This is a genomic window from Aliidiomarina minuta (genome assembly GCF_003987145.1).
Lineage (GTDB): Bacteria > Pseudomonadota > Gammaproteobacteria > Enterobacterales > Alteromonadaceae > Aliidiomarina > Aliidiomarina minuta.
In genome coordinates, this window is the sequence record NZ_PIPL01000003.1 from 106,557 (window position 1) to 129,408 (window position 22,852).

General features: G+C 48.7%; 21 protein-coding genes. 14 read left to right on the forward strand and 7 right to left on the reverse strand.

Translation table 11 applies throughout. The annotated features are described in order from the left end of the window. The first annotated feature begins 117 nt into the window (after nucleotides 1-117). From CWE09_RS12210 to CWE09_RS12250, 9 genes are all read left to right on the forward strand, one after another. Nucleotides 118-897, forward strand: coding sequence for a TIGR04255 family protein (locus CWE09_RS12210; protein WP_126804337.1), 780 nt, complete (start codon nucleotides 118-120; stop codon nucleotides 895-897). After that, entirely contained in the window at nucleotides 888-1,448 is a 561-nt protein-coding gene (locus tag CWE09_RS12215; protein WP_126804338.1) for a helix-turn-helix domain-containing protein, read from the forward strand. Before CWE09_RS12210 ends, CWE09_RS12215 begins: the two co-directional genes overlap by 10 nt. 14 nt (nucleotides 1,449-1,462) lie before the next feature. Beyond that, nucleotides 1,463-2,290, forward strand: a complete 828-nt coding sequence (locus CWE09_RS12220; RefSeq protein WP_126804339.1) for a hypothetical protein — start codon at nucleotides 1,463-1,465, stop codon at nucleotides 2,288-2,290. A 96-nt stretch (nucleotides 2,291-2,386) separates the two neighbouring features. Then, entirely contained in the window at nucleotides 2,387-3,184 is a 798-nt protein-coding gene (locus CWE09_RS12225; RefSeq protein ID WP_275541098.1) for a DODA-type extradiol aromatic ring-opening family dioxygenase, read from the forward strand. 122 nt (nucleotides 3,185-3,306) lie between these two features. Continuing rightward, nucleotides 3,307-4,176, forward strand: coding sequence for a WYL domain-containing protein (locus CWE09_RS12230; protein ID WP_126804340.1), 870 nt, complete (start codon nucleotides 3,307-3,309; stop codon nucleotides 4,174-4,176). Beyond that, on the forward strand, nucleotides 4,177-5,202 hold the full coding sequence (locus CWE09_RS12235; RefSeq protein WP_241974371.1) for a virulence RhuM family protein/type II toxin-antitoxin system death-on-curing family toxin: 1,026 nt from the start codon (nucleotides 4,177-4,179) through the stop codon (nucleotides 5,200-5,202). It begins immediately after the preceding gene. Nucleotides 5,203-5,281: 79 nt separating this feature from the next. Next, nucleotides 5,282-5,809, forward strand: a complete 528-nt coding sequence (locus tag CWE09_RS12240) for a GNAT family N-acetyltransferase (RefSeq protein WP_126804341.1) — start codon at nucleotides 5,282-5,284, stop codon at nucleotides 5,807-5,809. Between the two features lie 297 nt (nucleotides 5,810-6,106). Next, nucleotides 6,107-6,865 (forward strand): nuclease-related domain-containing protein, encoded by a 759-nt coding sequence (locus CWE09_RS12245; protein WP_126804342.1) that lies wholly within the window; start codon nucleotides 6,107-6,109, stop codon nucleotides 6,863-6,865. A gap of 68 nt (nucleotides 6,866-6,933) precedes the next feature. Further along, on the forward strand, nucleotides 6,934-8,097 hold the full coding sequence (locus tag CWE09_RS12250) for an HNH endonuclease (RefSeq protein ID WP_126804343.1): 1,164 nt from the start codon (nucleotides 6,934-6,936) through the stop codon (nucleotides 8,095-8,097). A 3-nt stretch (nucleotides 8,098-8,100) separates the two neighbouring features. Here the strand turns inward: CWE09_RS12250 and CWE09_RS12255 are convergent, their stop codons facing one another. Then, nucleotides 8,101-8,721, reverse strand: coding sequence for a class I SAM-dependent methyltransferase (locus CWE09_RS12255; protein ID WP_206750298.1), 621 nt, complete (start codon nucleotides 8,719-8,721; stop codon nucleotides 8,101-8,103). Nucleotides 8,722-8,870: 149 nt separating this feature from the next. On the opposite strand from CWE09_RS12255, the gene CWE09_RS12260 reads away from it, so the two are divergent. Continuing rightward, nucleotides 8,871-10,733 (forward strand): DUF885 domain-containing protein, encoded by a 1,863-nt coding sequence (locus tag CWE09_RS12260; RefSeq protein WP_126804345.1) that lies wholly within the window; start codon nucleotides 8,871-8,873, stop codon nucleotides 10,731-10,733. 78 nt (nucleotides 10,734-10,811) lie between these two features. Here CWE09_RS12260 and CWE09_RS12265 read toward each other — a convergent pair whose 3' ends face one another. Continuing rightward, nucleotides 10,812-13,373, reverse strand: a complete 2,562-nt coding sequence (locus tag CWE09_RS12265) for an EAL domain-containing protein (protein ID WP_126804346.1) — start codon at nucleotides 13,371-13,373, stop codon at nucleotides 10,812-10,814. Between the two features lie 344 nt (nucleotides 13,374-13,717). Here CWE09_RS12265 and CWE09_RS12270 point away from each other — a divergent pair, with 344 nt between their 5' ends. The 3 genes from CWE09_RS12270 (at nucleotide 13,718) to CWE09_RS12280 (ending at nucleotide 16,035) form a co-directional block, all read left to right on the forward strand. Next, complete coding sequence (locus CWE09_RS12270; protein ID WP_126804347.1) at nucleotides 13,718-13,927, forward strand: cold-shock protein; 210 nt, start codon at nucleotides 13,718-13,720, stop codon at nucleotides 13,925-13,927. Between the two features lie 170 nt (nucleotides 13,928-14,097). Further along, on the forward strand, nucleotides 14,098-15,696 hold the full coding sequence (locus tag CWE09_RS12275; RefSeq protein ID WP_126804348.1) for an ABC-F family ATP-binding cassette domain-containing protein: 1,599 nt from the start codon (nucleotides 14,098-14,100) through the stop codon (nucleotides 15,694-15,696). 42 nt (nucleotides 15,697-15,738) lie between these two features. Further along, nucleotides 15,739-16,035, forward strand: coding sequence for a hypothetical protein (locus CWE09_RS12280; RefSeq protein WP_126804349.1), 297 nt, complete (start codon nucleotides 15,739-15,741; stop codon nucleotides 16,033-16,035). Nucleotides 16,036-16,041: 6 nt separating this feature from the next. Here CWE09_RS12280 and CWE09_RS12285 read toward each other — a convergent pair whose 3' ends face one another. Further along, entirely contained in the window at nucleotides 16,042-17,130 is a 1,089-nt protein-coding gene (locus CWE09_RS12285) for an NADH:flavin oxidoreductase/NADH oxidase (protein WP_126804350.1), read from the reverse strand. A gap of 152 nt (nucleotides 17,131-17,282) precedes the next feature. Then, nucleotides 17,283-18,074: an acyl-CoA thioesterase gene (locus CWE09_RS12290; protein WP_126804351.1), complete on the reverse strand. Its 792-nt coding sequence runs from the start codon at nucleotides 18,072-18,074 to the stop codon at nucleotides 17,283-17,285. 172 nt (nucleotides 18,075-18,246) lie between these two features. On the opposite strand from CWE09_RS12290, the gene katG reads away from it, so the two are divergent. Further along, nucleotides 18,247-20,487, forward strand: coding sequence for a catalase/peroxidase HPI (gene katG / locus CWE09_RS12295; RefSeq protein ID WP_126804352.1), 2,241 nt, complete (start codon nucleotides 18,247-18,249; stop codon nucleotides 20,485-20,487). A 196-nt stretch (nucleotides 20,488-20,683) separates the two neighbouring features. Here the strand turns inward: katG and CWE09_RS12300 are convergent, their stop codons facing one another. From CWE09_RS12300 to CWE09_RS12310, 3 genes are read right to left on the reverse strand one after another with little or no spacing between them, the layout of a single operon-like run. Beyond that, nucleotides 20,684-21,136 (reverse strand): nuclear transport factor 2 family protein, encoded by a 453-nt coding sequence (locus CWE09_RS12300; RefSeq protein ID WP_126804353.1) that lies wholly within the window; start codon nucleotides 21,134-21,136, stop codon nucleotides 20,684-20,686. A gap of 31 nt (nucleotides 21,137-21,167) precedes the next feature. After that, entirely contained in the window at nucleotides 21,168-21,752 is a 585-nt protein-coding gene (locus tag CWE09_RS12305) for a DUF924 family protein (protein ID WP_126804354.1), read from the reverse strand. Nucleotides 21,753-21,778: 26 nt separating this feature from the next. Then, nucleotides 21,779-22,786, reverse strand: a complete 1,008-nt coding sequence (locus CWE09_RS12310) for a zinc-dependent alcohol dehydrogenase family protein (protein ID WP_126804355.1) — start codon at nucleotides 22,784-22,786, stop codon at nucleotides 21,779-21,781. Nucleotides 22,787-22,852: the final 66 nt, after the last annotated feature.

Sequence of the window (22,852 nt, forward strand, 5' to 3'; positions counted from 1 at the left end):
GAAACTTGCTAATGTCTTAGATGTCACATACATTGATAGCAGCAGTGTGTAATTTTATGTATAATTTTGAGCCGCTGTTAGCCAAACGCTGTTAGCCAAACAACAAGGATTACGGGTGTGACTGACTACAGAAAACTTGAGAATCAGCCGCTTAAGCTGGTTCTGGCAGAATTTCGATTTTCTCAAGTTCTGCAGATAGAGGAATATATTCCGAAACTTCAGGAGGAGTTACGGAAGCAGTACCCTACATTTCGTAAAAGTACCGAACAGTCTATACACGTCAAGGCTGACGGATTAGAGGTATCGTCAATTAGTCGCTGGTCTTTTACGTCAAGTGACAAAAAGAACGCTATTGATATCAGCCAGGATAGACTTGTCTATTTCACGACTGCGTATCCACGATTTGAGGGTTTTTCAGAAGCTTGCGCAAACGCAATTAAAAAAGTACTAGAAATTGTGGAACCTTCCCTGCTTCTGCGAATTGGTTTGCGTTATTGCGATTTAATTACCATCGATGAGACAGAGCAGTTTATTAATTTAGTTGACGAAAAGTTTCTACCAACGCCAATAACAGAAGGCATTGGAAAAACACGGCATTTAAAAACTGAAAATTATATCAATACACAGCAAGGGACACTTTCGATCCGTTCATGGTTTGGTGAAATGCCTTTAACGTGTCCACCAGATATCGACAATGTGCCGGTACAGATTCAGCGTGACGCGGTGTCTTCAGAGAGATTGATTTTAGATTTTGACCATGTTTGGGAAGCCGGCGACGACTCCATCGAGTTTAGTTGTGAGCAGGCTCTCGATAAGCTAGATGCGTTGCATGATGCCTCAAGAGCAGCTTTTTGGAAGGCGACTAAAGATTATGCGAGGGAAACAAAATGGATGTAGCCGCTGCCGATTTCAATTTAGATGCACAAGACCTTAATGGGTTGATGTTCAGTAGACGATTAGCGCAACCACCTATAACTTTAGTGCAAAATGATTTGCAATCATCTATTCCAGGTGTAATGCATGGTTCGGGAGGAAAGTTCACTGTTACTTATGCTCAGTCGCATAGTGGTGCAGATGTTTCCTTCGTAGTACAGCAAGGTAATTCACTGGCGATTGCGGTTGAAAAAATATGTGAAACCTTTGGTCTGACTAAAGATCAGCTTGCCGAAATATTGGGTACAACCCGAAAAACAATTTATAACTGGATTGGGGGCGGTGTTCCGCGAGCTAATACTTTGGATCGCATTTATGAGCTCCAGGTTGCGGCTAATGAATGGACAAAAAATGGATTGTCGGTACCAAATGAAAAACTGCGCGAGCCAGTGATTGATGAACTTTCGCTATTTGATCTGCTGAAACAGGTAGATAAGGATTTAATCTTGTTTGCCGGGAATCGATTAACCTTGCATGGGCAGCGCGGGAAATCGCTGGCTGATCCATTTGCTTGATGGACTAATCGAATATGACAGGACGCGAGCTTGAAAAAAATGGATGGCGGCAAGGCTCAATTCTCAACGATGACGATGCAATAGAGCTTGCCAAAAACTGTGGGTTTCAAGCTGACTTCAAGTTTTATGCGGTGGTATCGTCTCAGTCGTGTGACATTGCCAATAACAATCCAGAACTTGAACCATACGTTGAAGTATATTTTGCACGCGCTGATCTTGAAGCTTTAGATGGTAACTTTGAGCACAATAAAAACGCTAGGTTACTTCATACTAAGTTTCTGCAACGGACAGAAGGTAACGATCTTTCTAAAGAAAAATTTATAGAAATCAAAGCATTTGATAAAAAATTCATTCCGAAAGATTGGTTTAATGGCCGAAGTCCGGATAGCCGTCGCGCATTTGAAGACTATGATGTCAGGAATTTTTCAGATTGGTTGGCTGCTCGCTATTCGCGGCCGGCTCTTCCTAGTGAGTTTAATCGGAGACTTAACGAGGCTGATCCTAAAGGCGTGCTTCGCAAGAAAGCGAAAAAGGCTACCAACCAATTATCTGGTATGTATGTAGAAATTCATCCATTTGATGAAATTGGCGAAGAAGAACGATACCGGGTGAACCTTTTAGGAACCCTGGTTGTGGACTACGACGGCGACCTTGATGCGGCAGAATCAGCGCTTGAAAGTCATGCCAATGTTCTTCGTGCTGCGGGAATGGATGTTATTTGTCGATTGGCCAAAGAAGATGAGATATCTATTGCTCTAATTCGGCGGTTTAAGCGATTTTATTATGATGATCTTTCGTTCAGTGTGGATGCGCCCTTACCGGCTGAAGCGAGGCAGAGCTAAAAGTTAGTTGTTGTGCATTCAGATATAATGAATTCATCAAAGCTTTCCGGCGAACCTGATCAAAAGCGTGCATTTTCATTACTCAGGAGAATATTAGTGCGCACTGACATCCTTTATATTTCTCACGGTGGTGGCCCCATGCCTTTGCTGGCCGACCCCGGCCATCAGGCGATGATTGAAGCGCTGCAGCAAAAAGCGCAGCAACTGCCGAAGCCTGATGCAATTCTGGTTATCAGTGCGCACTGGGAAGCCGCGCAAGCGACCGTCACATCAAGTCCACAGCCGAGCCTGATTTATGATTACAATGGCTTTCCTGAAGCCGCTTATAGTATTCAGTACCGGAGTCCGGGTGCACCAAAGCTTACTGATTTCATAGTGCAGACACTGCAAAACGAAGGTCTGGCAGCAAGCAAAGACGCCAGTCGTGGACTGGATCATGGCGTCTTTGTACCGCTCAAAATCATGTTCCCGGAGGCGGATATTCCAGTGCTGCAACTGTCATTACTCAGCTCACTGGATGCCCGTTCACACCTTGAACTAGGCCGCGCTCTGCATGCATTAAAAGGGCAGAACATCCTGGTAATAGGTTCAGGTTTTTCGTTCCACAACATGCGCGCTTTTTACCAAAGTGGAGTGCAGGAAGACAGCCAGAATACTGAGTTTGAGAGCTGGCTCAAAGACACCTGCTGCAACACCACCTTAGGCGAAGCTGAGCGTTACGAACAACTGGCCAACTGGCAGCAGGCACCCCACGCCCGCTATTGTCACCCGCGGGAAGAACATCTGTTGCCACTCCATGTATGCTACGGCCTGGCTGGCCAGGCCGCCACTGAACATCGCAGCGTTGAGGTATTAGGCAAGCAAGCGAGTATGCTGCATTGGGTGGTGGCTTAGACACAAAATAATGCGCGTTAAAATGTAAATATACGCATTTTTACGCGCATAAAAGTGAGTGCTTTACACCCGAACTAAAATCACCCACACTAGGTTCATAATCACTTAAACAGCGACGGACCATGTTAGACGACATCACTTACGCCCAGAAACAGCGCCTTGCCTACATCGACTTTTGTTTATTGTTTAAAGGCTCGCTGTGCCGCATTGATTTAGTAGAAAAGTTTGCTGTAGGTTTATCCGCAGGCTCACGGGATTTTAATCTCTACAAAGAGCTGGCCCCGGATAACTTAAGTTACGACGTAAAACAAAAACGTTATTTTCAAACCGCAGCATTTAAGCCGCTTTTCGAGCATGACGCCCAGCGCACCCTGGCCAAACTTGCCAATAATATTTCCGATGGTTTTGATGCCATCGGCGATGTGCAGTACCCGGTTGAACCGGCGTCGAACTTAAATGTACCGAACATCTTTCTGGTCGCTAAAGTGGTGCAGGCCACCTTGAACAAATTCGCCATTGAAATTGAATACACCTCGCTGACCAGTGGCAACCAGAAACGAGTCATAGTGCCCCATTCGATTGTCGACAACGGCCTGCGCTGGCATGTGCGTGCATTTGACCGTAAATCAGAGAGCTTTCGGGACTTTGTGTTAACGCGCATTCATGAAGTTAACCGTGCCACCGAGGCCAAACCTTTTGAAGGCCCGGACGAGGATCATGAATGGAATCGCACCATTACCCTGCAGCTCGAGCCACACCCGACCAATATTCAGTATCCGGCCGCGATAGAACTTGATTACGGCATGCAAAATGGCATGAGCGAAGTCAATGTGCGCGCCGCCATGGCCGGCTACCTGCTACGACGCTGGAACGTAGACTGCAGCCAAAACGCATCGCTCAAAGGCCCGGAATTTCAGCTATGGCTGCGCAACCGACATAGTTTAATGAGCACCAGTAACCTGGCCATAGCGCCGGGGTACGAGGGAAATTAGGTGCGTGTAGATAACACCAGGGAAGAGGATGAAGCTATGAATGAGCAACAGCAAGTTAAATTATTTACCAGCGCGGATGGCAAAGCACAGTTGGAAGTGGCGCTGGAACGAGAAACGGTATGGTTGAGTCAGCTGCAAATGAGCGAGTTGTTCGACCGAGACCAGTCTGTAGTTTCGCGGCACGTGCGTAACGTATTTAAAGAAGGCGAATTGCTGAAAGAAAGCAATATGCAAAAAATGCATATTGCTCGTTCAGATAAGCCTGTCGTGCTTTATTCGCTCGACGTCATTATCTCAGTAGGCTACCGGGTCAAGTCGCAGCGCGGTGTTCAATTTCGCCAATGGGCTACGCAAACCCTCAAAGATCATCTAGTCCAAGGCTACACCTTGAACCAACGTCGCTTACAAGAGCGCGGCATTGAGTTTCAGCAGGCACTGGACTTACTCAGTCGAACGCTTGCAAATCAAGGTTTAGTGAGCGATGAAGGTCAGGCGGTCGCTGCGGTCATCAGTGACTACGCGCGCTCCTGGAGCCTGTTGCAGGGCTATGATGGGCAGCAGCTCGCGGAAGTATCCGCGAAGCAATCAGAAATGAAGTCCCTCGATTTAGAGCAAGCCACGCAAGCCATTCAGGCGCTCAAACGAACCCTGATAGCCAAAGGTGAAGCGACGGAGCTATTTGGTCAACTGCGCGGCAATGGGCTTGAATCTTCAATCGCCACCATAGAGCAAGGCTTTGGCGATGAACTCTTTTATCCGAATGTGGCAAGCAGAGCTGCGCACCTTTTGTATTTTGTCATAAAAAACCACCCATTGGCTGATGGCAACAAACGCTCCGGCTCCTTTTTGTTTTTGTGGTATCTGCGCATGAACCAGCACTTACTAGCCAAACCCGTGGAGCAGTTGATTAATGACAACACACTGGTAGCACTGGCACTGTTAGTCGCCGAGAGCTTGCCAGAGCAAAAAGAACTGATGATCCGGTTAGTGGAACATTTTATTCTGTTGAAGGATTTGCAGCAGTAAAACTGGCAGCTGCTTTTCATACTGATACTATCAGTATGAAAACACTCATTATTGGTTTTGACCTCGAATGGACAGTGCTATGAGCATCGGCAATTCTGATACAGGTTTCATACTAGCGCCCTATGACAAAGAACCAGGCACCTGGTTACAGGGTAAAGAGCAGAGCATAACTTACAAAACTGCTTCAGTAGGTGATGTGGCTGAGGTGCTCAAAGCCATACCTGAAATGCACAGCCGTAATTTAATTCAGTCCATTTTAGATCGGATATCAAACAAAGATTACCTGGCCTTAGTCGCCTATAGCGGTCAAAAGCCAGTAGGCTGCAAACTTGGCTATGCAATGGATGAAGCCAACTTCTACAGCTGGCTCGGCGGTGTCATACCCGAACACCGAGGTCAAGGCATCGCCCAGCCGTTATTAAATCAGCAAGAAGCTTGGGCCACACAACAGGGCTATCGCCATATCCACGTGAAGTCCATGAATCAGTATCCAGCGATGTTAACCATGCTCATCAAGAACGGTTATCAGATTTGTGGGTACGAGGATAAGGGATCTGTTGAGGAGTCTAAGGTTTGTTTTGTGAAACGGGTAGTGGTTGCCGAATAGGTAGGTGAATCGAGTGGAGAAAAAAATAATAAATAGTGGTATTTCTTTGTATTCATTCACAGTTGAATTCAGGAAATAGATTTTCATTGGAAGCGTTAAACTGTCCGTTCTAGTGGGGACAACTACACATAGATGCTTGTTAGTTAAACGATAGACTTAGACATTATTTTTAAAAAGCGGCTATGGGATCTATTTGAATTGCTTTTTTATTAGCAAACTTTGCAAGTTATAAAGCTACCCAACCACCCAAGAATCCGCAATAATCCTAGGTAGTTACCTCACTTCAAGGAACGAATTGTGAAATCTCCATTGAAAGCTAAACCTTTGAATAACCCTGCAGAGTCTTTGGAAAGGCGGTTGTATGACCTTGCTTTAGATAGAGTCTTGGTTCCGATACCTATTTGTATTTTATTTGTCTTTATGGCCATTGTGGAGTGGTATCGCTGGTATGTTGATGTGCCTCCGCAACCACTGTTAATGTCGGTTTTAGCTGTTTGTGTGATCGCGTATTTTGCTTTTCGATTCCGTGGAGTATGGCGTGAAATCAAGCAACTGAAACAAGGTATTGCGGGTGAGAAGGCCGTGGGGCAGTTTCTTGAACGCTTAAGAACGGATGGTGCGTACGTTTTTCACGATGTGCCTGGGGATAAGTTTAATCTAGACCACGTAGTGATTCATGGTTCAGGTATATATGTCGTAGAGACTAAGACCTTGAGTAAACCGGACCGAGGTAAAACAGAGCTTCACTTTGACGGGCTTGAAGTTCATCGAAATGATAAGCCTTTGCCTATGAACCCAGTTCTACAAGTCAGCGCCGCATCAGCATGGTTAGCTGAACTTCTTAAAGAATCTACAGGAAACAGATATTCGGTGCGTGGATTGGTAACTTTTCCAGGTTGGTATATTCGTTCGAGCAAGAATACTTTCAGCGCTAGTATCTGGGTTCTTAATCCGAAAGCTATCCCATCATTTATAAGCTCTCAGCAGTTAGTGCTGACTTCGGAAGAAGTGAATTTGATTAAATTTCACTTAGATCGCTACATAAGGGCGCGGTAAAAAGCTCGCTAGAATGAAGCACCTATGCCTGGTACTGTGATCTCAAATGGATTATCACGGAATTAGGCATGCCACTTTCCAAGTATCTTGAAGCTTTTCAGAATGTGCGACCCAATAGAACAAATGGGAGGGCGAGTCCGCATAAGGTATGCATGCTTTATGCGGTGATGGATTTGGTTGAAGAAGGTAGGCTCACTGAAAACAAGATTCCTTTTACTTATGAGCTTAAGAATCGCTTTGCTTGGCATTTCGAAAAACTAAAAACTGAAGCGGATATGCTGAATCCGGTTAATCCGTTTTTCTATCTGCGTTCGTCGGACTTCTGGCACCATAGTCTTCGCTCCGGCAAGGAAGGCGACTATGAGCAACTTAAGTCTCCGTCAGAAAAGTCTCTCCACGATATCATTGAATATGCGTTTCTTGACCCAGAGCTGTTTGAGTTATTGCAGGATCCAGTTTCCTCAGCGAGGTTGGGCCTGGCATTAAGTGAGAACCTGGATACCCGCGAGGAAGGCTTTAAGCGCTGGGCATTAGCTATTGGTAAGTCTGAAAAGACGGTATCTAATTATAGTAATGCTCTGAAAGGGTCTATCTCGAACTGGTTATCCGACGCCGGTCTTTTGAATCGCAATCTGCTGACCATTTCCGATTACTTTGAGCTTACCCGTATCGCTAAAAACGCTGTAAACGAGCCGCAGTTCACTAATTACAATACTCGTGGTAACGGCATGTACTCAGCGGCACTCAATCTTTACCGGCAATACTTGGATGAACTCACCGATGCGAGCATTGAACAAGATGTGCAGAGCATCGAACAGGATGCTGAGTTAAAAGACACGCAAAAAAAGGTGCTGGTACAAGCGCGACGTGGTCAGGGCAAATTCCGTGAGCGCGTAATCAGCCAATGGAAGAAGTGTGCCGTGACTGGTTACGATAATATATCTTTGCTACTGGCCTCACATATTAAACCTTGGGCGGTTTCAGATAATGGTGAGCGACTCGACCCCTATAATGGTTTGCTGTTGTCACCGAATCTCGACAAAGCCTTTGATTTAAATTATGTGTCGTTTTCGGATAAAGGCCGGATTCTGATATCTGATCAGCTTGGCGAATATGCAACTTTGGGCATTGATAAAGACATGAAGGTGCCGTTGCTGGAGCAACATCAGGATTACATGGCATATCATCGTGAGATCTTTCACACCAAAGGCGCTTTAGTGACCAAAGGTTGAAGCTTATTGACGCACAAAAAGCAGCGTATGCCAGGTAGTCTCGCTGCGGCCAAGGGCGTCGTCGTTGATGTGTTCGGCGATGCACTCAAAGGCCAGGCGTTTGCACAGGAGCTTGAGCTGGTCCGGGGTGACTGGGCTAAAGAGTCGGCCGTTGTGGTCACGATGATTTTCGTCAATATCTGGCCGTGTCGCGGGAATTGAAATCAGCAGCCGGCCTTGTTCATTAAGTGCATCGCGAAGAGCTAAGATAGCGTCGAATAACTGGTTGGGTGGGATGTGCATAAGCACGGCTGAGCAGACGACGGCGTCGTATTTTCTGTAGGTTGTTAGTCCACCAGGCAAGCTGCCTGCGAATAAACGATCTTTAAGTTGTGGATGCTTATCAATGGCCAGCTGGCGGAGTTCATCCGCGGGCTCTGCGCCGTAGGCGTCAAAACCTAGCTCCATTAATTTTCTTAGATCTCGACCAGAGCCTGCGCCTACGTCGATCACCCGGCTGTTGGGCTGCAAACTGGAAAGAAAATGTGCGGCTATGCTGCTTTGTTCAACCGCTTCGTAGCGCTCAAATACCTCGCGGGCATGTTCGCGGTAGTAGTTTAGTGTGGCGTCGTCTGTGTGCTGCATACGGGCTTTGCTTGCTGAGTGGCTGCCCATTTTATAACACGCTATTCGTGCAATTGCCCCTCTGCTTGCCTCTGCCCTCTGGTTTCCAACATACAGGCCTCTTGTGATATAAACGATAGCAATCGAAAACACCTTTCAGGAGATAACGGATGTTCGAATATAAACGTATTGCGCTGGCGGTTTCGCTGGCGTTGGCGATAACGGCGTGCTCTGATGCCGCGAACGATGCCACCACTACAAATGGCGGGTCGTACACGGCGGCTGAGTCGGCTACGCAAGCGGCGGTGGAAAGTGAATCGGAAAAGGCCAACGAACTCTTTGAAGATATTTTCATGGCCATGGTCATGCGCAGCCCTATGTATCAGTCTCGTTTGGGCATTAAGGACGATCAGGACAAATGGGACGATATTTCTGAGCAGCGTGCCCAGGAAAATCTTGAGTTTCAACAAGCGCAGCTGGCACGGGTGATGGCACTTGAAGAGTCAAAGCTGGATGAGCAGACCAAAATAAGCTGGTTGCTGATGAAGCAACGTTTGCAAAACGACATCGCGGATTTTGAATGGCGTCATCACAACTACCCGGTCAACCAGATGTTTGGTCTGCATTCCAGTGTGGCTTCCCTGCTGATCAATCAGCATAGCATTGGCGAAGTGTCGGATGCTGAAGACTACATCGCCCGACTGAATGGGCTGCCGGCATTATTTGAGCAATTGGCGGAGAACCTTCAGGTTCGTGCTGAGAAGGGCATTATCGCGCCAAAATTTGTCTATCCCTATGTGATTAACGATAGTAAAAATATTATCACGGGCGCGCCATTTGACGATGGTGAGGCCAGTACCCTGTGGGCTGATTTCTCGAATAAGGTTGAGGATCTGGACATTGACGATACTCAGCGCAACGAACTGATGGAAGCCGCTGAGCAGGCTATGCTGCAGTCGGTGCAACCCGCCTACCAGAACCTGATCAGCGCGGTAGAAGACATTGCTGAGCAAGCAGATACCAAAGACGGTGCCTGGAAATTCCCGGACGGTGAAGCCTTTTATAACAATGCTCTGCAACGAACGACCACCACGGACTTAACCTCTGATGAAATTTATCAAATTGGTTTGGACGAGGTCGCGCGTATCCACGAAGAAATGCGTGAGATCATGGAGCAGGTCGAATTCGACGGCAGCCTGGGCGAATTCTTTGTGCACATGCGCAACAATCAGGACTTTATCTATCCGGCAACGGACGAAGGCCGTCAGCGTTACCTGGATGAAGCGACCGCTTACATCGACAATATGCGCGAACGCCTTGATGAGCTGTTTATTAATAAGCCAGAAGCCGACATGGTTGTAAGAGCGGTGGAACCTTTCCGTGAGCAGTCAGCGGGTAAGGCGTTTTATCAGCAGCCATCGATGGACGGTTCACGCCCGGGTATTTATTACGCCAATCTGTACGATATGGAATCCATGCCGACCTATCAGATGGAAGCACTGGCCTACCACGAAGGTATTCCTGGTCACCATATGCAAATCGCTATTCAGCAAGAACTGGAAGGCATTCCTAAATTCCGTCGCTTTGGACGTTATACCGCGTACAGTGAAGGCTGGGGGCTGTATACCGAGTACCTGCCTAAAGAAATTGGCATGTATGAAGACCCCTACTCGGACTTCGGTCGCTTAGCCATGGAATTGTGGCGTGCGGTGCGTTTGGTGGTTGATACCGGCATTCATGACAAAAAATGGACTCGCGAAGAGGGCATTGAGTTTTATGTCGAGAATACCCCGAATGCTCGCGCCGATGCCGTGAAGATGGTGGAGCGTCATATCGTGATGCCAAGCCAGGCCACAGCCTACAAGATTGGCATGATCAAGATCCTGGAACTGCGTGACAAAGCACAGTCTGAGCTTGGCGATGCCTTTGATATTCGTGAATTTCACGATGTAGTGCTGGGCAGTGGCCCGGTACCGCTCAACATTCTTGAGCAGTTTGTGAATGACTATATTCGCGATACCAAAAGTGCATAACGGCTAGCTTAAACAGACCGTACGAGTTAGTACAAGAAGCAGCGCATCATCGGTAACCCGGTGATGCGTTTTTTTGTATTAATACTGCTCCAGCCAATCCACGACTTGGTTCTCTGGCAAGGGCCTGGCAAAGTAGTAGCCTTGCCCGTAGTCGCAACCACGGGTTTTCAATAGCGCTACCATGGCCTGGTTTTCTACCCCTTCGCCAACGACCTTGAAGCCCAGTTCATGGCTCATATTAATGATGGTGCGAATGATGGTCTCAGCGTCACTGGACTGGTGAGCTTCCAATACGAAGGAGCGGTCTATTTTTACTTCATGAGCGGGCAGTCTGCGCAGATAGGTGAGTGAACTGTAGCCGCTACCAAAATCATCAATGGATATTCTGACACCTAATTTTGACAGTGCAGTAAGTGCATTGACGGCTACTTCCGGATTACGCATGGCGGCGGTTTCGGTCACTTCCAGTGTTAAGTTCTGGGCGAGTACCTGGCTTTCTTCGAGCATTATGGCCACTTGGCCGGGAAAGCTGGTATCGTTTAAATCTTCGGCGGAAACATTGACGGACATATTTATATCGATATTTGCGCTGCGCAGTTGGGAGTTAAAAGCAAGGGCACTCTTGATAACCCAGCTGGTCAGGGCCCGGATTTGCCCGGTGCGTTCAGCAATAGGTATAAATTCATCCGGAGGGACAAATCCAAACTCTGGGTGAGTCCATCTGGCAAGCGCTTCGAGGCCAATGACTTTATTGGTTTTCAGATCGACCTGAGGTTGAAAATATAGCTCCAGTTCATTGTTATGAAGTGACTGTTTGAGTTCGGTCATCAGCGTAAGCCGGCGCGGACTGTAAGCATCCATGCCCTGATCATAAAGCATTATATGATTGTCATGTGGTAATACCTGGTCAAAGGCGATGAAGGCCTGGCGCAGGAGCACGGAAACGTCTGAGTTTTTCTTCGCGATTGCACAACCTGTTTGTACAGACATCTCAATAGATAAGCCCATGCAGCCTATGGGTTGCTGCAAAATGTCCCTGAGTTGAGTGGCCCTGGTAACTAATTCACTCTGGTCCAGGTTCTGCACAATACAACCGAAGGTGGTGGTTTCGATGTTACTGACCATGATCTCATCTTGACGATCCAGAGCGATAATACCGGGTATTTCACGAGCGGCCAGATTCAGGCGGGTTGCCAGTTGTTTAATCAGGTCGTCGCTATTTTCATGGCCCAGGGTTTTATTCAGGTCACCAACGCCTGTTAAATGAAATAAGGCAATCGCGGCGGTCTTGCCGCTGTCCGCTGAGAGGAACTTATGTAATGCATGCTCAAAGATTTGTCGGTTGCAAAGGCCGGTAACCTGGTTCCGGCTGGCGCTTAGCACCAGATCTCTTTGAATGTCCCGTTGTTGTTGTAAGACCTCAATTCTGGCGTCCTGCGCTTTAACCTTCTCGTTACGATCCTGCTGGAAGCGGTCGGCAAGGGCATAAGCCAGTAACAGCGTTTGTATGCTGGAAGCTACAGGTACCGCGTATTGGGAAACCTGTGGGAGTGAACCGGCACCCAGCTGGCTAACGATGAGAACCAGGCAGCCAGTTAACAATACCACCCAGGATATGGTAAATAAGCGAGCGGTTTTAGTGCCTAAAGACCATGAGGCCAGGCCAGCCGAGATCATCATCACAGAAACTGGTACTGAGAGTCCAAGTCCCAGTACGGTTGCACTTTGGTACGGGAGCAGAAAAATGGCCAGCAATGCCGCTAGCGAGACCCAGGTGGCAATTTTTAATAAACGGTACCAGCGCAGCGATTTTTGTCGTAGCTGCAGGTAGTCGCTGGTGAACAAGGTCATAACCGCCAGAGTGAAAGGCACGCTCATCAGCACTATATATTCATTCAGGCGTGGAAAATCCGGGACTATGTACTGAAAAATGACCCCATGTAATGAGGCTTGCAGCGTTAATAAGCCAATTAGCGACGCGCTAAAGTACAGATACACCCGTTCTCGCATGAGCATGCATAACCCGAGCATAAATACGATGAGCATGAGCTGTGAGCCATAATAAATCGCGCGAATCGTGGCATCGTTGTTGCTGTATTGAATATAAGCTTCACTGGTCCACAACCTTAAGGGAATCTGGTGCGCCCCTGCTGAATGTGCACGCAAATAAATACGATAGTCGCCCTGGGCTGATAGGTTGAGTGGAAAAACGAAGGTTCTTGATTGAATAGGACGGCTGCTGAAGGCTCTATTGTCGCCGGTAGCGAAGTGTGCAAGCGGTTGTGGGTAATTAACGCCGACATTATTGCGTTCTACTATATAGACATCAACGTAATCAATAAGCGGGTAAGCGAGTTCCAGATAACGTATTTGTGGCGTGTCTTGAGCATTGCGGAGGTCGACGCGATACCAGTAAGCGTCTTCTATGTAACCTTTATTCGTACCTGAACCTACACGTTCCCACGTTTGTGTTGCTAATAATTCCAGGTTATTGATGGTGACAGTTTCTGTTTCACGCCATTGGTGTAGCTGCGGCGCGATTTCGATACGTGGTTGCTCTTCTGTAACTTGCAAAACCTGGTTTGGCAGCGCCTGGAAGCTAAGTGTGAGCAAGAAAAATACATTAATTATCCGTAGCATGCGTGTCCTATATCCCTATTTCATATACCTGTTGTAAAGTAATCGTGGTTAAAACTCAACCACTGGATATGAATTTTTGGTCTGATCAGTTATATACGGTCAATCGTTAAAAACCTTGAAAAGAAGAAGCGGTTGACGATAAATAGGAATGAGGGCTTGACTTCCCTTCAGATCAGCGTATTGTAGGCGGCGTTGGATAGTAAATATTATTAAGATCTTCACTTCGTTGCACAATTATTCGTAATTATCTCCGTCCTGTAGTTTCCATATTTTAATCTTTATCTCTCCGAATTCCGCTCAAAATGATTTTGAGCTCATTATATTTTAATTTCAGGATATTAATTATGTCTAATACTGTAACTGGTACTGTAAAGTGGTTTAACGAAGCAAAAGGTTTTGGTTTTCTAGAGCAGCAAGGCGGAGCTGATGTGTTTGCACATTTCAGCGCTATCGCTAGCAGCGGCTTCAAAACTTTGGCTGAAGGCCAAACTGTTGAATTCACAGTGACTCAGGGCCCTAAAGGTCCTCAGGCTGAAAACATCGTAGCAGTGTAATTATTGCAACGACAAAAACGCACCTTCGGGTGCGTTTTTTTGTGCGTGTAATTTAGCATTGGCTTAAAATAAGCTATTATTTTCTTATCCTTTCTTGCGGAGTCTGCAGCCATGAACAACTAAACCTTTGAAAACGTTTTTTCTTTCAACAGGATTAGTGGGTCAGGCTTATGACAATCAGTGCGCAATCAATCTCCTTGCAATGGAGCGACGGCAGTGTCGCTTTTGAATCTATTAACTTCACTTTATCTGCGGGCTTTCATGGGCTGGTAGGCCCTAATGGCAGCGGCAAATCGAGCCTGGCGCTTGTGCTTGCCGGCTCGGCGGCTGAGCCTGAATTGTTGCCAATCAGTGGTCATGTGCATCGTATCGGCTCTGTTGGTTATGTGGGGCAAAGCGACATGACTTCAGAGCAGAGTCTGGCTGAATACTTAAACGCCGCACCTACTCTGAGCGCTTTGCAGCGCATTGCTGAAGGTAGTGTCGACGAAGCGGACTTTGAGCTGGTGGGCGAACGCTGGATCTTTGCTGAAGAGCTGAAACAACAATTGCTGGCGCTTAACTTATGGGATCCGGCGGCGGGTTTTGATAAAACGCTGGCGGCTTTAAGCGGTGGTGAGCGGATGCGCCTGCGCTTATTAAAGGCCTTTGGTGATAACCCGGTCAATCTTATCCTGGATGAACCCAGTAATCATCTGGATGCACCGGGTCGTGACTGGTTAATACAGCAGTGCAAAAAGTTTGCCGCCCAGCCAGGCCATTGTTTATTGGTGGTCAGTCATGATCGTCAGTTGCTGCAGCATGTAGAAAGCATCAGTGAACTCAGTAGCCTGGGTTTGCAGTCGTATGAGGGTAACTATGACGATTATGCTGAGTTAGCCGGGCTTCAGGTCGCGGCGGCAGAGCGGCAACTCAAAGATGCAGTAAAACATAAAAAGCAGCTCAAACAACAATTGCAGCGCACTCAGGAAAAAGCCCAGAAACGCCAGTCAAAAGGTAAGTCTGATCGTGCCAAAGGCGGGCAGGCTAAAGTGATGCTGGATTTTGCCAAAGAAAATTCGCAACAGACTGCAGGCACCCTGTCGACACAGATGCAAAGACAACAAACCCAGGCGAGTGAACAACTGTCGGATGCCAGGCAGCGACTTGCGGCCATGCAGGATGTGCAGCTGCGTTTTAACGAAAGCCAGGGGCTACGCAAAAAGCGCTTGTTGAGCTGTGAAGATCTGGTGTTGCCCCATGGTTCGCAGCAGCCGCTGAATATCACCCTGGCGCCGGGCGACAAAATTCATTTGCGAGGGGCCAACGGCAGCGGCAAGTCGACCTTATTGAAAGTCTTAGCGCAACAGCTCAAGCCGCAGTCTGGGCAGCTCATCTTGAATAGCCGGGTGCATGTATTGGATCAGCGGTTCTCTTTGGTGGATCCGGTCCGTTCGGTGCTGGACAACCTGATGAATTACGCAGAAGGTTTGAGTGTTACCGATGCGCGCACGGCTTTGGCTCAGGCGGGTTTACTGGCTGAGGCGGTGAACCGGGAAGCCCGTTATTTAAGCGGGGGCGAAACCATGAAATTAGCCATGTTGATGGTCACCCTGCAGCCGGAACCCGAGCTTTTGCTGTTTGATGAGCCGGATAACCATCTGGATATTCAGGCGAAACAACAACTAGCCCAGGCCATCCGCGCCTACCCCGGTGCCTTAGTGCTGGTCAGCCATGACAGGCATTTTGTGGAAGAAGCGGGTGTTAGCGACTACCTGCACATTAAGTGATAATGTTTTAGTAGATTTCGAGATAGAACATGGTGGAGCGGCATGCGCAATAACGAACAGAAAATGGAACGAGCTATTATTCAGGCACTGACTGAGGTATGTGAGCAGGCTAAACCCAGAGTTACGGGCTTTAGCTGGTTAACTCATGACGTGGATTATCAGCGTTTTCCGGAGAGTTTACAGGTGACACTGGTGTTTACTGAACAGACTTCAGAAGCTCAGATCGAGCATGGGCTGGAAAGACTGGTGACTGAGGTTCAGTGGGCATTGGAACCGATTGCTGGAACTGTTATCCCACCTGACCAGATAGAGGCCAGGCGGGAACATTCAGTGCATTAGGCTGTTTTAGTAGCGCTCAAGCCAGTGTGCGTAGGAGGCCGGCAATACCCAGCTTGGGTCGCTTACTTTAAGTACTTTAGCGGCGTGATAAGGCCAATGTGGGTTCGCCAGGTGTGCGCGGCCGACCATGACCAGATCCATTTGCTTGTCAGCAATAGCCTTCTCAGCAATTTCAGGTTCGCCAAGTCCCCAGGCTGAAGTTACTGGAATACCAGCTTCCTCGCGAATGCGCTGGGCAATAGGTGCCGTGAATCCGGGTGCCCAGGGAATATTCGCATCAGGAGTGGAAAAGCTGATGCTGACGCTGAGAAAATCCAGGCCTTCAGCTTTTAATAATTTAGTCAGTTCTGCGCTTTCTTTTAATTGCGCTTCGTCATTGCTATCAAACTCAATTACACCAAAACGGGCGGTAAGCGGCAGGTTATCCGGCCATACTTCGCGCACGGCACGTACGGTTTCAATTAAGAAACGGGCGCGATTTTCAAAAGAACCACCGTATTCGTCGTCACGCTGATTGGCATGGGGAGAGAAAAAGCTTTGCCCCAGGTAACCGTGGGCAAAATGCAGCTCCAGCCATTCAAAACCAAGATCACGAGCACGTTCAGCAGATGCCACAAAATCCTGTTGCACGCGCTGAATATCGTTTTTACTCATAGCTGTCGGTGTGCGTTGCAGATTGGCACCAAAGGCTGTTGCAGAGGGGCTAATGATTTCCCAGCCACGCGGGTCATTTTCGGCAATATGGTCGCCACCGTCCCAGGGGCGTTCTGAGCTGGCTTTGCGTCCGGCATGACCAATCTGAATACCGGCTACAGCGCCGCCTTTTTTAATGCCTGCAACTATGGGTTTAAAAGCTTCCGCCTGTTCGTCGTTCCAAAGGCCGGTGCAGTTTGGTGTGATACGTCCTTCCGGGGATACTGCGGTGGCTTCTACGATAACCAGACCGGCTCCGCCGCGGGCAATACTGGTGTAATGTGTCTGATGCCAATCGTTGGGCACACCCTCTTCGGCCATGTACTGACACATTGGGGGCACTGCGATACGGTTGCGAAGCGTGACGTCTTTTAAAGTATAACTACTGAATAATGCGGACATGCCTGATGAACTCCATGATTACCCGGAAAAGAGGGGCCGTGGCTCGGGTAAAAGCCAAGATAGAAACTTAGCGAGCCATCTTACGCCCTAACGCGTCATTCAATAAGTGCAAAAACTCTATGCCAGTAATCGAAAAAATGATTATAGCGGGCTTACCCAAACACCGTTATGGTCTGTCGGCTAATAGCTACTAACTTGCCTTCGTTGTCCCAGATGTGGGCCTGGGTGTGGCCATAACCATCGGCGGCGTAATCGATATAGGCTTTATATTGCCACCAGTCGTGACTGCTTTTATTAGCAGGTAGTGGCTCTGGGAACTCAATGGTCCAGGTCAGCGAGCTGGCCGGAGCGGGCTCACTCAGATGCGGCAATACCGCTGGTGGCCAGGCATCTACCAATCCTAAGAACAGGCCAATGTTAATGGGACTGTCTTCCTGCGAGTAGCGCATCCAACCGCCAAATTCACGCGTTTGTTGGTTGCTGAAGGGTAAACCTCCGACACTGACCCGGTAATCATAGTGCTGGGTAAATTCCGGGCTTAGCTCTGACTTTGGAAAAGCCGGGCCTTGCTCTCTTGGTGGAATCTGAGCTTTCGGAGTTTCAGTAACCCGCACTACCGAAGCACGTGAGCGGCCAAAGGTCAGCAAAGCACTTAAGCCAACTTCTCCCGACTGCATGATATCAACACTGATCTGGGTAACACTTTTGCCTTTGCGTAAAACGCGCCGTTTTAACTGAACCCTGCCGGGCGCTAATGGGCCGACAAAAGAGACGGTCATTGCGCGTAGTGGCTGCTCAGATTCGACAGCCTGCAGTGCATGCTGATAGGCAATACCAGCGGTTAAACCACCAAATAAGGCACGTCCCTGGGCCCAACCCTCGGGGAGATTAAAGTCGTGTTCGGCGTCTGCTGCTACCTGGCTGAGAACTTCTGAAAACTGCATGTGAAGATGCTTCCTGCATTTAAACGAGTGTTTGATTGTAATCAGCTAAGTGTGCGATTTCCAGGACATTTCAGTATTTCCGATGACGACAATCTGTTTTTTGAGGCTGCAACATTTCATTAATATTTTATAGTGTAATGGCAATGCAGAAACTCTTAACGAGGAAATTAAGATGCTCAAGAATAAGAAACTCATACCTAAGTTATTAACTCTGGCGATGTCGGCTGCTCTGCTGTCGGGACCGGTTATGGCTCAGGCGGACCCCAGTTCGAATAAGTTCTGGTGGCCTGATCAATTGGATCTCGCACCGCTTCGTCAACATGATTCAAGATCAAATCCGATGGGCGAAGACTTCGATTATGCAGAAGCTTTTCAAAGTCTGGACTTAGAGGAAGTGAAAGCGGATATTGAAGAGCTGATGACGACGTCGCAGGACTGGTGGCCAGCCGATTATGGTCATTATGGACCTTTTTTCATTCGTATGGCCTGGCACAGCGCCGGTACCTACCGTGAAGGCGACGGCCGCGGTGGCGCGGGTGGTGGTCAACAACGCTTTGAACCGCTGAATAGCTGGCCGGATAACGTTAACCTGGACCGGGCTCGCCGTTTATTATTGCCAATTAAGCAGAAGTACGGCAGCAGCCTGTCGTGGGCTGATCTTATGGTGCTAACTGGTAATGTGGCACTGGAGTCGATGGGCTTTAAGACATTTGGTTTTGCCGGCGGGCGTGAAGATGACTGGCAGGCTGATATCATGTACTGGGGCGGTGAAACTGAATGGCTTGGCGATAGCGAGCGTTATGAACACGGACCTGATAGTGACGAACGTGAACTTGAACGCCCCCTGGCGGCCGTACAAATGGGTCTTATATATGTAAACCCGGAAGGTCCGAACGCCAACCATGATCCGATCTCGGCCGCCCATGATATCCGTGAAACTTTCGGACGCATGGCGATGGACGACGAAGAAACGGTAGCCCTTATTGCTGGCGGCCATACTTTTGGTAAAGCGCACGGCGCAAATGATCCTGAAGAGTGTGTGGGAGAAGCGCCTGCCGCAGCCGGTGTTGAAGAACAGGGTTTAGGCTGGGTCAATACTTGTGGCAAAGGAAACGCTGAAGATACCTTTACCAGTGGGCTGGAAGGTGCATGGTCAGCTAATCCGGTAGCCTGGACAACCCAGTACTTAGACAACCTGTTTGATTTTGAATGGGAGCAGGCTCGTAGCCCGGCAGGTGCCGTGCAGTGGGTACCTGTGGATGGTCAGGCGTCGAATTTAGTGCCGGATGCGCATGATGACAGCAAGCGACATGCACCGATCATGTTTACTACGGATTTGTCGCTGAAAGAAGATCCTGCGTATCGTGAAATTGCTCTGCGCTTTAAAGAAAACCCGGAAGAATTTGAAGATGCATTTGCTCGTGCCTGGTTTAAACTGACTCACCGCGATATGGGCCCTCGTGCACGTTATCTGGGTGATCTGGTACCTGAAGAGGAACTAATCTGGCAGGATCCGGTACCGGCTGTTGATCATACTCTGGTGAGCGAGTCGGATATTGCGCAGTTAAAGTCGACGGTGCTGGATTCAGGTTTAACAGTTCCTGAACTGGTCAGAACGGCCTGGGCTTCGGCGTCAACTTTCCGTGGCAGTGACATGCGTGGTGGCGCGAACGGAGCCCGTATTCGCCTGGAACCGCAGATCAACTGGGAAGTAAACAATCCCGATGAACTGACCCGGGTGCTGAATGCGCTGGAATTGATTCAGCAGGACTTCAATGACTCTCAGCGTGGTGACAAACGCATTTCGCTTGCCGACCTGATTGTACTGGGTGGCGCAGCAGCGATTGAAAAAGCAGCCGCTGATGCCGGGCAAGATATTGAAGTGCCTTTTGTACCAGGACGTACCGATGCCACTGAGGATCAAACCGACGTAGCGGCTTTTGAAGTGCTGAAACCACGAGCGGATGGTTTCCGTAACTACTACGGTGAGTCTGGTCGTTTGTCGCCTGCAGAAATGCTGGTGGATCGTTCAAACTTACTGACCCTGTCGGTGCCTGAAATGACCGTACTGGTGGGTGGTTTGCGGTCTCTGGATGCCAACGCAATGGGCACGCAACATGGTGTCTTTACGGATCGTCCCGGCACTTTGAGCAATGATTTCTTTGTTAACTTACTGGATATGTCTACGCGTTGGGCCCAGTCTGAGTCTGAGCAGGGTCTGTATGAAGGTTTTGACCGCGCATCAGGTGAGCAAAAATGGACCGCCACGCCGGTGGATCTGGTTTTTGGTTCCCACGCTGAGCTACGCGCTGTGGCTGAAGTTTATGCCTCAGATAACGCTGAAGCTAAGTTCACCCAGGATTTCGTCAACGCCTGGGCTAAAGTCATGACTCTGGACCGTTTCGATAGGTAACTTTGCAGTTGATTGACTAAAAAGCGGCGTTTTTAAGCCGCTTTTTTATTAGCTATTTATATCGGCTAGGAATACCCGCTGATAGCATTGCTGTCGTTGCGCAATGTCTTGGTAACTCGTTATAAGGCGAAGTGGCTCGCCAGGTCATGTTTAAGTTCTCTATAAATATCGACATGAATCGAGTTTGTGCCAGACTTTAGTTTCCCGCTTTGTGAGTAGCATTCCAGTTCAGTGCCTGCCAACGGCCATCGCGCTGTATCATGACGCCGGTATTTAAAAAGCGATTGACGTCGCCTTGGGTTTCGTTAGCGGGCGTTGATACCAGCGTGAAGTTCAGAATAACGACTTCTCCTACTGGATTAATCTGAATATCTTCCGCGCTGTACCAGGCTGAGACTTCATCGGCCTCAATGGTGTTACCCTGATTTACCCCGCCCATTAACCGGTTTTTGCCAAAGCGCTCGCCACTCGAACTGGTATAGACAAGCTCTTCAGCCCAGAAATTGTCATGTACCTGCGCATCGTTGACGCTGGCAGCGTATAAAAACTCTTCTAAGGTTTGCTCTATCTCCGTCTTCAGCTCAGCTTCGTTGGCGGCGCTTTGCAAGCTCAGGAACAGGAGTGAAATGATCAGTAAAAAACGAGTCATGGTTTGTTTCCTTAACATGTGTGTTTGCTGGCTAGAACGATGAGCCGGGTTGTTTCAGGAACTCCAGTTCCTCGACGGTGGATTCGCGGCCCAGTATTTCGTTGCGGTGGGGGTAACGGCCAAAGCGTTGAATGATGGCATGATGCTGTTTGGCAAAGTCGAGTAGCACGGCGGTTTCTTCGCCTGGCTCTTCTTCGTGAAGGGCACTGAATTGGGCAACGGCAGCTTCCTGGTCATCAAGGTTTTCGGAGTGCTCCAGTGGCATATATAAAAAGGCCTTTTGCATGACACTGAGTTCTTTCTCGAAGCCCTTAGCTATGGCTTCTTTGCAAAACTGCAATGCCCAGGGATCATAGTGAAACGCCAGTGGGCTGCCGCGAAACATATTACGGGGAAACTGGTCGCTTAGAATAATGAGAGCTAGTGTGCCCTCGGCGGTGTCCGCCCAGTCGTCGAGCAAACCTTCCTCCAGCGCTGACAGCAGGGGCTGGAAACGGGTTCGGATCTCAGCATCCACAGTTTCGTCTTTCGACCACCATAACTTCTGTTGTGCTTTAGCGATGGCCGCTGTGTCCGATTTATCGCCGAACCAGTAATCCAGTATGTCCTGCTGCATAGTAGTCTCCGTATATAAATTGCGCGTTAAAATTCGATTACGATTTTACCAAAGTGGCCTCCGGCTTTTTGCAAAGCGAAAGCCTCAGGTAGTTTTTCCAGCGGAAAGGATTTGTCGATAACCGGCTTAATGTCGCTGCTTTCCAGCGCTCGCACAAAGTCGCTCTGTTGTCGGCGGCTGCCAACAATCAAACCCTGCAAACGTTGCTGACGGGCCATCATTGCTACCGTTGCAATTTCTCCGGATACCCCTGTTAATACCCCTATCAGAGCAATATGACCGCCAATGCGTGTTGCCTGGATAGATTGGTTCAGGGTATTGGGGCCGCCTACTTCAATGGTATGGTCAACGCCCCGGTTATGGGTGAATTCCAGTACCTGTTTGCTCCATTCGGGATGTGTGCGGTAATTGATGGTGTGGTCGGCACCCAGTTGGCGCACCCGCTCCAGTTTTTTGTCGGACGATGAGGTGGCGATAACCCGGGCTCCCATGGCTTTAGCAATTTGCAGGGCAAAGATAGAAACGCCTCCTGTACCCAGCACCAATACGGTATCACCGGCTTTGAGTCCGCCATTGTCGATTAACGCACGCCAGGCGGTGACACCAGCTGTAGTTATGGTTGCCGCTTCAGCATGGCTGTAACCTTCTGGTGCTTTAGTGAAAGCAGTAGCGCTGCGCACTACATATTCGCTGGCAAAACCATCAACGCCGTCGCCTGGTGTCGTGGAGAAGTTGGCAATGGCAGGTTGGCCGTCCAGCCAGTCAGGGAAAAAGGTTGAGACTACATGGTCGCCGACTTTAAAGTCGGAGACTCCTGCTCCCACCGCTTCGACCACTCCAGCACCATCTGATAACGGAATGCGACCGTCGTCTGCAGGTATATGGCCTAAGGCCACACCGAGATCATGAAAGTTCAGTGAGCTTGCATGGATTTTCACGCGAATCTGATCAGGACCTGGTTCACCCGGATCGGCTATATCTACCATTTTCAGTTGGTCAAGACCGGCGGGTTGGCCTAGTTTTATGGCTTTCATGGAATACCTCTTAACAGTGTTGTGTTCGCGCATTCAGTGTATTCAGACTAACAGTATCGTCAATGC

Bases quoted from the DNA above. Each gene is read 5' to 3' on its own strand.
- CWE09_RS12285 (WP_126804350.1), bottom strand. From the start codon at position 17,130: ATGTCCGCATTATTCAGTAGTTATACTTTAAAAGACGTCACGCTTCGC.
- CWE09_RS12310 (WP_126804355.1), bottom strand. From the start codon at position 22,786: ATGAAAGCCATAAAACTAGGCCAACCCGCCGGTCTTGACCAACTGAAA.
- CWE09_RS12280 (WP_126804349.1), top strand. From the start codon at position 15,739: ATGCGCAATAACGAACAGAAAATGGAACGAGCTATTATTCAGGCACTG.
- CWE09_RS12215 (WP_126804338.1), top strand. From the start codon at position 888: ATGGATGTAGCCGCTGCCGATTTCAATTTAGATGCACAAGACCTTAAT.
- CWE09_RS12260 (WP_126804345.1), top strand. From the start codon at position 8,871: ATGTTCGAATATAAACGTATTGCGCTGGCGGTTTCGCTGGCGTTGGCG.
- CWE09_RS12220 (WP_126804339.1), top strand. From the start codon at position 1,463: ATGACAGGACGCGAGCTTGAAAAAAATGGATGGCGGCAAGGCTCAATT.
- CWE09_RS12305 (WP_126804354.1), bottom strand. From the start codon at position 21,752: ATGCAGCAGGACATACTGGATTACTGGTTCGGCGATAAATCGGACACA.
- CWE09_RS12255 (WP_206750298.1), bottom strand. From the start codon at position 8,721: ATGCAGCACACAGACGACGCCACACTAAACTACTACCGCGAACATGCC.
- CWE09_RS12270 (WP_126804347.1), top strand. From the start codon at position 13,718: ATGTCTAATACTGTAACTGGTACTGTAAAGTGGTTTAACGAAGCAAAA.
- katG (WP_126804352.1), top strand. From the start codon at position 18,247: ATGCTCAAGAATAAGAAACTCATACCTAAGTTATTAACTCTGGCGATG.
- CWE09_RS12265 (WP_126804346.1), bottom strand. From the start codon at position 13,373: ATGCTACGGATAATTAATGTATTTTTCTTGCTCACACTTAGCTTCCAG.
- CWE09_RS12230 (WP_126804340.1), top strand. From the start codon at position 3,307: ATGTTAGACGACATCACTTACGCCCAGAAACAGCGCCTTGCCTACATC.
- CWE09_RS12240 (WP_126804341.1), top strand. From the start codon at position 5,282: ATGAGCATCGGCAATTCTGATACAGGTTTCATACTAGCGCCCTATGAC.
- CWE09_RS12300 (WP_126804353.1), bottom strand. From the start codon at position 21,136: ATGACTCGTTTTTTACTGATCATTTCACTCCTGTTCCTGAGCTTGCAA.
- CWE09_RS12250 (WP_126804343.1), top strand. From the start codon at position 6,934: ATGCCACTTTCCAAGTATCTTGAAGCTTTTCAGAATGTGCGACCCAAT.
- CWE09_RS12275 (WP_126804348.1), top strand. From the start codon at position 14,098: ATGACAATCAGTGCGCAATCAATCTCCTTGCAATGGAGCGACGGCAGT.
- CWE09_RS12290 (WP_126804351.1), bottom strand. From the start codon at position 18,074: ATGCAGTTTTCAGAAGTTCTCAGCCAGGTAGCAGCAGACGCCGAACAC.